Below are 1,524 nucleotides of genomic sequence, written 5' to 3'. Positions count from 1 at the left end.
GAATAAAGTGTTTCAATAATCTCCATCTCAGGGTCTATTGACTGAAGTGTCTCTTTGAGATCATTCGCTATAGGTGCTTCATCTTCAACAATTACCACTTTAAGCATGATCGATAAGATTTAAACACAGGGTGAAGTGAGTTTTATCTTCTTGTATTTCTACACTGGACCCGCCGATTATTTTATAGCGTTGGTTCAGGTTTTTAAGCCCTATTCCCGAATTTTCCACCTCCGCTTTGTAGATTTTGTTATTAGTGATTCTTAAATGGTCGCTTTCCAAAGATATTGAAATGTGCAGCTTTTTTTTAGGAGTAAACGCATTGTGCTTGATCGCATTTTCTATAGCACCCTGAATAGCAAAGACAGGGATATACTTATGCTTTACCTGTTCCAAGTCTACAATATCGAACCGTAGCGCTTCGGGAAACCGGGCTTGATAAAGTGAGATGTAGTTGTGCACGAAAATCAGCTCTTCATCTACGGTCACTAGCGGGTTCTTGCGGGCGTTAAACGAAAACCTGAGAAAACCGGATAATTTTAGAATATAGTCTTGGGCTTCGGATACATTGGTACGGATGAGAGATTTAAGGGTGCTAAGTGCGTTAAAGAGAAAATGAGGCTGAAGCTGTTGTAACAGCAGCTTGTTTTCGGTTTCTAACTGACTAATTCTTAGCTGGCGATTTTCTTCTTGCGCCTGTAATTTCTCCTTATTAATGATGTACCCGTTGATAATGATCAAGATAATGGTATTAATCGCGATACCTGAGATTAAAGGGTAGAGAAACTCTATATTTGGCTGTTGAGAAGAGTATTGTTTAATGAATAATAATTTTGAACTTAAATAGAAGGTGATTAGAACTAATATTATAGTAAGAAGGTAACTCGTCATATACCACCTCCACCTTTTTTGGTGGGAGAAAATACTTAATATGGTAATATTAATTACCCAAATTTTAAGGGAAACAAAAGTAAGTAACAATACACCTTGCATAAAGTCTTTTACATCGATATGAACGAAAATATAGATAGGTGAAAGGCCGTACAGTGCCATGATCGGTGAAGAAATAAAAGCTAACCTATAAAGGGTCTGATTTCGTTTATTTATCAACATTTCCTGTTATCTTGATCAAGATTTGCGTAAAGCAGAAAAATTTGAGTGTTCCGTAACGGATAAATTAATTAGTTGAAAAACTATTAATTCTGCAAAAATTTTGTTGCGCCACGCTTTTGCATCTCTCGGTGTAAAAAGGTTTGCCTAACTATTGGGTCAACCGTCCGCTCAGTTACAGCGACCGAATTTCTGATTGCTTCACTGCATATTGCAGTTGATCCGGTTGGGAGCCGCCGTCAAATCCAATCGGGCAGTGCGTACATCCGAAGCGGTAACCAAACCTAACTTTAAATCTTCAAGCACTTCCCTCGGAGTTGTGCTCAAAGGTGAATCCTCTAGTAAAATCTTCAGCTTTAAAACTTTTTCATAAGCGAAAGATCAGTGGATAAGCCTCGTTTTGCCTCTGTTTTAAGC

1 protein-coding gene is annotated in these 1,524 nt (G+C 38.1%); it reads right to left on the bottom strand.

Translation table 11 applies throughout. The features are described 5' to 3' along the window. Positions 1 to 99 precede the first annotated feature (99 nt). Entirely contained in the window at positions 100 to 738 is a 639-nt protein-coding gene (locus WBA23_RS18415; protein ID WP_424583746.1) for a sensor histidine kinase, read from the bottom strand. Between the last annotated feature and the right edge of the window lie 786 nt (positions 739 to 1,524).

The sequence above is a fragment of the Tunicatimonas sp. genome (assembly GCF_049647865.1).
Taxonomy (GTDB): domain Bacteria; phylum Bacteroidota; class Bacteroidia; order Cytophagales; family Cyclobacteriaceae; genus Tunicatimonas.
The sequence above is the reverse complement of the archived record's forward strand: the minus strand, read 5'-3'. Positions and strand labels throughout refer to the sequence as shown.